The sequence below is a fragment of the Dendrosporobacter quercicolus genome, from assembly GCF_900104455.1.
GTDB classification, from domain to species: domain Bacteria; phylum Bacillota; class Negativicutes; order DSM-1736; family Dendrosporobacteraceae; genus Dendrosporobacter; species Dendrosporobacter quercicolus.
This window is the reverse complement of record NZ_FNHB01000006.1, coordinates 151867-158203: the sequence shown is the minus strand read 5'-3', so window position 1 is coordinate 158203 and position 6337 is coordinate 151867. Positions and strand designations below refer to the sequence as shown.

The 6337-nt window shown below is 50.3% G+C and carries 7 protein-coding genes and 1 other annotated feature; all 7 genes read right to left on the bottom strand.

The genetic code is table 11. The annotated features are described in order from the left end of the window. Nucleotides 1–300: 300 nt before the first annotated feature. The 7 genes from thyX to ispF all read right to left on the bottom strand — a co-directional run bounded on the left by thyX (nucleotide 301) and on the right by ispF (nucleotide 6337). Nucleotides 301–984, bottom strand: coding sequence for an FAD-dependent thymidylate synthase (thyX, locus tag BLR06_RS12620; protein WP_092073757.1), 684 nt, complete (start codon nucleotides 982–984; stop codon nucleotides 301–303). A 17-nt stretch (nucleotides 985–1001) separates the two neighbouring features. After that, nucleotides 1002–1493 carry a Mini-ribonuclease 3 gene (locus BLR06_RS12615; RefSeq protein WP_092073755.1) on the bottom strand — a complete coding sequence of 164 codons (492 nt, stop codon included), beginning with the start codon at nucleotides 1491–1493 and terminating at the stop codon, nucleotides 1002–1004. Continuing rightward, a complete protein-coding gene (gene cysS / locus BLR06_RS12610; protein ID WP_092073753.1) occupies nucleotides 1490–2932 on the bottom strand; it encodes a cysteine--tRNA ligase in 1443 nt (480 codons plus the stop codon). The genes BLR06_RS12615 and cysS overlap by 4 nt, the downstream gene beginning before the upstream one ends. Continuing rightward, a complete protein-coding gene (gene cysE, locus BLR06_RS12605) occupies nucleotides 2913–3590 on the bottom strand; it encodes a serine O-acetyltransferase (protein WP_092073751.1) in 678 nt (225 codons plus the stop codon). The genes cysS and cysE overlap by 20 nt, the downstream gene beginning before the upstream one ends. A gap of 56 nt (nucleotides 3591–3646) precedes the next feature. Beyond that, nucleotides 3647–3857: a binding site (T-box leader), on the bottom strand. A 45-nt stretch (nucleotides 3858–3902) separates the two neighbouring features. Continuing rightward, nucleotides 3903–5366 carry a glutamate--tRNA ligase gene (gene gltX, locus BLR06_RS12600; RefSeq protein WP_092073749.1) on the bottom strand — a complete coding sequence of 488 codons (1464 nt, stop codon included), beginning with the start codon at nucleotides 5364–5366 and terminating at the stop codon, nucleotides 3903–3905. 124 nt (nucleotides 5367–5490) lie between these two features. Continuing rightward, nucleotides 5491–5757, bottom strand: coding sequence for a hypothetical protein (locus BLR06_RS12595; RefSeq protein ID WP_139164490.1), 267 nt, complete (start codon nucleotides 5755–5757; stop codon nucleotides 5491–5493). A gap of 106 nt (nucleotides 5758–5863) precedes the next feature. Continuing rightward, a complete protein-coding gene (ispF, locus tag BLR06_RS20440; RefSeq protein WP_245698145.1) occupies nucleotides 5864–6337 on the bottom strand; it encodes a 2-C-methyl-D-erythritol 2,4-cyclodiphosphate synthase in 474 nt (157 codons plus the stop codon).

Here is a 6337-nt window from a genome sequence, read left to right as displayed (position 1 = left end):
TCCGTAGCGGCGGATTTCCCTGCGGCCGGCTCCAGGCTGACTTTATAAGCCGGGGAACGACGGTTAACCGCGAAGTACTCGAAGGACGCGAAGGGACGGGATTTTTTTGATGAACCACAGAGGGCACGGAGGACTCAGAGGGGCCGGGGGTATTGGGGGGCGGTTTTCCTGCCGCCGGTCGCAAGGCTTAGTTTAAAGGATGGGAAGGCGGCTCTTATCATAGTATGCGCACAGCAGATAAGCTGAGATTAACAAAAACCGGGAATATTCCCGGTTTACATTGCGGATTTGCAGGACTGATTATTGGGAATTGCGCTTTATTTTGGCCAGGCGCCCGCAGGTCATCGGCCCTTCACTGCAGTAGCCTTCGGCGACACAGGTTGGCCCGGCTTTTTTAAACAACAGCGGTGCAGCCCGCCTGGCCTGTTTGAGCATTTCTTCCGCCATTTGCCTGATTTCCCACTGCGCCCGCTCACAACAGCGCAGGGTAAAAAAATTCAATAAAGCCCTGGCATTCATCGTAACAACGATTTTGGTTTCAGTGGCATTCGCCAGGCAATAACGGGCATCCTCCCTATGAACGCCTAAAGCAATCAACTCATCATATGTATCGCGAATACGCGCCATCAGCTCGCGGAATCTGGCTTCGGCTTCAGCATTGGCGGCCACCGAGGGCGGTACAATATATTCAAAATCATGCTCGCTTACATAGCGCTGCGACTGCTGGGAATAAGAAGCAATCCGGTGGCGCACCAGTTGATGCGTCAAAACTCTCGATATCCCTTCAATGGCAAATGTAAAACTAACATGCTCCAATGTCGACCAATGCCCTAAATCGACGATTTTTCCGACAAGCCTGCCGACCTGCTCTTCCGACATGCTTTCCGCCAGCTGCTCAGCCCCAACCGGCGAATAACACAGGCGCGCCGCCATTGCCACTACTCTTTGCGGTTCCGGCGTATGCCAGATTAAATTTACCTTCATTTCTCTCCCACCAAGTTTTAGATTTTTTTCGCTGTATTTGTCATTTCCCGGGAAATGACCACGAATGCATTTTCAGCAATTTCCGACAGCCGGTCAAACTTTTCGCCAAGATACAGATATCCCAGCAGTGCTTCAAAACCAGTGCTGCAGCGGTATTCCGCGATGGTGGCGCTTTTGGGAACATTCACCTTGGCATTACGGCCCCGGCGAACGACAGACAATTCCTCGTCCGATAATATCGGCTCAATGCTGCGGTAGGCATAAGCCTGCATCACCGCCGATACCATTTTAGCGTCAAAACTATGCAGCACCCGGACTTTATTTTGCTCATAGGCCAACAATCTGGTGCGGACATATAACGCAAAATAAGCATCCCCGACATAAGCCAGCACTAAAGGATTCAGCCGTTCCACGGGAATACTGTCATATTTGGCCGGCAGGGCGCCATCTCCTTCAGCGCCCTGCTTAAATGCATTTGCAATTAGAAATTTAAAATGCTCAAAGTTCATCGATGCTTCCACCTTACGCCCTGCGGTGAATCCTCCAGCACAATTCCGGCGGCATTCAGCTTATCACGGATCTTATCGGCAGTACCCCAGTCTTTTTGCTGCCGGGCCGCCTGGCGCAGCTCAATGATAATATCCATCAGCTGATTGATCAGTCCGGCGCCGCCCTCAAGCTTGCCGGCGCGTTCTTCCACCAGTATTCCCAATACCTCGGCCATGGAAAAATAAATGTCTCTGGCGATAGCGTAAGCCTCGGCATCATGTTCCGACTTGCCGGAAGAAACAGCGCTATAATAAATATTCAGTTCCTTGGCCAGGGCAAACATACTGCTAATGGCCAGCGCAGTGTTAAAATCATCATCCATTGCCGCAAAAAATTCAGCCTGCGCCTGAACAGCCGACTTATGCAGCAATTTAGCGGCATCATTTTCACCGGTGTGTTCGACTTTGTTTAGTTCCAGACAATTGCCCACCGCTGTCCGCAGACGTTCCAGGCTGCGGCCGGCTTCGGTCAAACGCTCATCACTGAAATCCAGCGGACTGCGGTAATGGGTTGAAACAATGAAAAAACGTAGAATTTCCGCCGAATAATGCGCCAGAATATCCTTTACCAGGAAAAAATTCCCTAAAGATTTACTCATTTTTTCTTCGTTGAGTGTAATAAAACCATTATGCAGCCAATAGCGCACAAACGGCTCGCCGCCGATACAGGCTTCAGACTGGGCAATTTCATTTTCATGATGGGGGAAAATCAAATCGCTGCCGCCGCCATGAAAATCGAAACTCTGCCCAAGGTACTTTAGCGACATGGCCGAGCATTCAATATGCCAGCCAGGCCGCCCCGGCCCCCAGGGACTATCCCAGGACGGTTCTTCGGGCTTGGCGCTTTTCCAGAGCGCAAAGTCCATGGGATGCCGCTTGCGGTCATCAATATCTACCCGCGCGCCGGCTTTCATATCCTCCAGATTTCTCCCGCTCAATTTGCCGTACTCCGGAAACTTTTCCACACTGTAATAGACATCGCCGTCAACGGCATAGGCAAAGCCTTTATCCACCAGCCCCTGAACCATCGCTATAATTTCGGGGATATGCTCGGAGACCCGTGGGTAGCGGTCGGCCCGGCGAACATTCAGCTTATCCATAACCGCAAAGTAAGAAGCTATATAGCGGTTGGCAATGACCTCCCAGGTCACGCCTTCCTGCTTCGCGGTCCGGATAATTTTATCATCAATATCGGTAAAATTTTGCACATGGTGAACCTGATAACCACACTGCTCCAGGTAACGTTTAATAATATCCCAGGTAACAAACGGCCGCGCATTGCCTATATGCGGATGATTATACGGCGTTACGCCGCAAACATACATACTGACTTTGCCGGGATCTCTCGGCACAAACTCTTCTTTTTGCCTTGTCAAGGTATTATACACTCTCACTGTCATATTTCCTCTTCAGCTCCTCTTCTAGCTGGGTTACCCGGTCCTCAAGCATCAGGACAGTTTGCTGCAAACACATGATCATTTCCATTTCGGGGTCAGGCAGCATGCCATGCTCCAGATCAACCTCCGGCCGGTTAACCTTTTCGCCATACATACAGACAACCTTGCCCGGAATGCCGACAACCGTCGAATAAGGGGGAACCTCTCTGAGCACTACCGAACCTGCCCCGATTTTCGCATAATCGCCAACTGTAAAGGATCCCAGAACCTTTGCCCCGCTTGCAACCACAACATTATTGCCAATTGTGGGGTGCCGTTTCCCTTTTTCCTTGCCGGTCCCCCCCAGCGTCACTCCCTGGTAGAGGGTTACATTGTCACCAAGTTCAGCCGTTTCACCAATGACCACACCGGTCCCGTGATCAATAAACAAGCCTTCCCCAATGGTGGCGCCGGGGTGAATTTCTATGCCAGTAAGAAAACGGCCAAAGTTAGAGATCATCCTAGGTAGTATTACCCAACCGCGCTTAAAAAAATAATTTGCAATACGATACAGCCAAATAGCATGCAGCCCCGAATAACAGAGCAGCACTTCCAGCGAACTGCGCGCCGCCGGATCACGGTCAAAAACCACCTCGATATCCCGCTTCAAACGCTCCAACACAATATTCCCCTCCCACAAAATAGCACTTTTGCGCAAACAAAAAGACCATCGTCTCATACAGAGACGGTGGTCCGTGGTTCCACTCTGTTTGGGTAAATAATACCCCGCTCGAATGCAGGTAACGGGTGCCACCGGACTGGCCTACTTCTTTCGGCCAACCTGCTCCTGGGTGCATTTCTGTAACCGTTACCCGGTACCGCTCTCAGCCTATGACAGTACCTCTCTGCCGGATAATTGATCACATACTCTCCCAATCAGCGCAATTTTGTTATATAGCTTATGCCAAGATTATACTAGGGGTAACTATCAGTGTCAATGAAATTTAGCCAAAGTGGCGTTTAAACGTTGCAGGGTTCGTTCCTTGCCGATAATCGTAATCAGCTTTCCTAAATCAGGACCGTGCATTTTGCCGGTAATTGCCACCCGCACCGGCATGTAGACCTTCTTGCCGCCAATCTTTAACTCCTTAGTAATACTTTTTAAAACCGTCTGAACAGCGCCGCTGCTTAATTCTTCTAAAGCGGCGAGCTTTTCTTTAAAGCTCTGCATTACCAAAGGAATATCAGCGTCCAGCAATACCTGCCGCGCTTCCTCGCTTTCAAATTCAACCTGATCATTAAAATATACATCGACATGCTCTACCGCCTGGGCAGCATAGCTCAGCTGCTCCTGGATGATTTCAAGAAACTGAATCAAATTGCCCCGGGCCGTTTCATTCAGACTGCCGTCAATATAACCGGCCGCTTCAAGATGAGGGAAAACCAGTTCGGCAAGCTGCGGCGGCGTCAGTTGTTTAAGATAATGAGCGTTGATCCAGTTTAATTTATCAATATCAAAAACGGCCGGATTTTTGGCTACCCGGTCCAGAGAAAAATTCTCGACAAGCTCCTCCAGCGTAAAGATCTCCTGCTCACCGGCCGGCGCCCAACCCAGCAGCGCCAGGAAATTAACCAACGCTTCCGGTAAATACCCCAGTTTGCGATATTGCTCAACAGAGGTAGCGCCATGCCGCTTGCTCATTTTACTCCGATCCTGGCCTAAAATGAGCGAAATATGGCCAAATTTCGGTACTGGCAGGCCTAACGCCTGATACAGCAATACCTGACGCGGTGTATTTGACAAATGTTCCTCCGCCCGGATGACATGCGTAATTTCCATTGCCGCGTCGTCAATGACAACCGCATAGTTATAAACCGGAATGCCATCTGATTTTACGATAACAAAATCGCCAATTCCGTTTGAATCAAAACTAACCGTATCACGAACCAAATCCTTAAACGCGATTTGCTGGTTCTCCGGCACCCGGAACCGAATGGCCGGTTTTCGGCCTTCGCCAGCCAGCCGGATCTTATCCGCTTCGGAAAGACTGCGGCAACGCCCCTGATAACAAGGCGTCTTCCCTTCAGCCAATAACAACTGCCGTTCTGCTTCTAATTCTTCCTCGGTACAGAAACAGTGATAAACCTGTCCGCTCTCCAGCAATTTGTCCGTATATTGCCGGTAAATATCCAGGCGTTCAGTCTGGCGGTACGGCGCATACGGTCCGCCGATATCGGCGCCTTCGTCCCAGGTCAGCCCCAGCCAGCGCAATGCTTCCTTGATATTTTCCTCCGACTCTTTCGTTGACCGGTCTAAATCAGTATCTTCAATCCGCAAAACAAATTTACCGCCATTTTTTCTGGCGACCAGCCAGTTAAACAGCGCCGAACGGGCGCCGCCAATATGAAACGGACCGGTTGGACTAGGCGCAAACCGTACCCTAACTTGCTCAGACATGTACAACCCTCCAAAAGATTTCTGCATCCTATTCTAGCAGATTTTTCCCATTGATGTAAAGAAAACTTGGCAATAGCCAAGTTTTCTGTTGCTTAAACCCCGTGATTTGATTTTTACATGCCCGTTACCGGATTTTGAAGACGAAAAAACCATCGACGATATCCGGCGTTACCATTGTAGCAGGTTCATAGCCGCCGGTTGAGGCAGGCTTTGCACCATCCGGCGAAAACGCCAGCCGCCATACAACCTGTTCGTTATACCGCAACTCGCCCAGGGCAGTGCCGTCAGCCTGCCTGGCGATGCTTATATTTACTCTGAAACCGGCGGCGGAAGCACTGGCCGGCCAGATTAAGATCAGGGAAAGAGCCAATATCCACAGAAGCTTTTTCATATAGAACACCTCCGGACTATAGATTGCCGCCATCTCGCAGAAACGACGAGCCAGCTTGGCATTATCTATAATATATGCCCAAAAATTAGTTTTATACAAAAATTTTTCAACCTTCAACCGCGGCCACAGCATAAGCTGCAATCCCTTCCTTTTGCCCGGCAAACCCCAAACCTTCGGTCGTAGTTGCTTTTACATTCACCTGCCGGCAGTCAAGCTCCAGAACTGCTGCAATATTCCCGTTCATTGCCGGAATAAAAGGCGCCAGCCTGGGTTCTTCAGCCACAATGGTGGCGTCAATATTATTTATCTTGTAGCCATGCTCCCGTAAAATTTCGCCGATCCTGGCCAAGAGCAGCAGGCTTGACGCCCCTTTATACCGGTCGTCGCTATCCGGAAAATGACGGCCGATATCCCCCAGGGCCGCCGCTCCCAGCAGTGCGTCCTTAACCGCATGCAACAGAACATCAGCGTCGGAGTGTCCCAGCAAACCATGACTGTGAGGGATGTCTACCCCGCCTAAAATCAATTTACGGCCTTCCACTAACCGGTGGACATCATATCCCATGCCAAACCGAACCAT

Excerpts from the sequence above, each read along its gene's own strand:
- gltX (WP_092073749.1), bottom strand. The coding sequence starts at position 5,366 with ATGTCTGAGCAAGTTAGGGTACGGTTTGCGCCTAGTCCAACCGGTCCG.
- BLR06_RS12595 (WP_139164490.1), bottom strand. The coding sequence starts at position 5,757 with ATGAAAAAGCTTCTGTGGATATTGGCTCTTTCCCTGATCTTAATCTGG.
- ispF (WP_245698145.1), bottom strand. The coding sequence starts at position 6,337 with ATGGTTCGGTTTGGCATGGGATATGATGTCCACCGGTTAGTGGAAGGC.
- BLR06_RS12615 (WP_092073755.1), bottom strand. The coding sequence starts at position 1,493 with ATGAACTTTGAGCATTTTAAATTTCTAATTGCAAATGCATTTAAGCAG.
- thyX (WP_092073757.1), bottom strand. The coding sequence starts at position 984 with ATGAAGGTAAATTTAATCTGGCATACGCCGGAACCGCAAAGAGTAGTG.
- cysS (WP_092073753.1), bottom strand. The coding sequence starts at position 2,932 with ATGACAGTGAGAGTGTATAATACCTTGACAAGGCAAAAAGAAGAGTTT.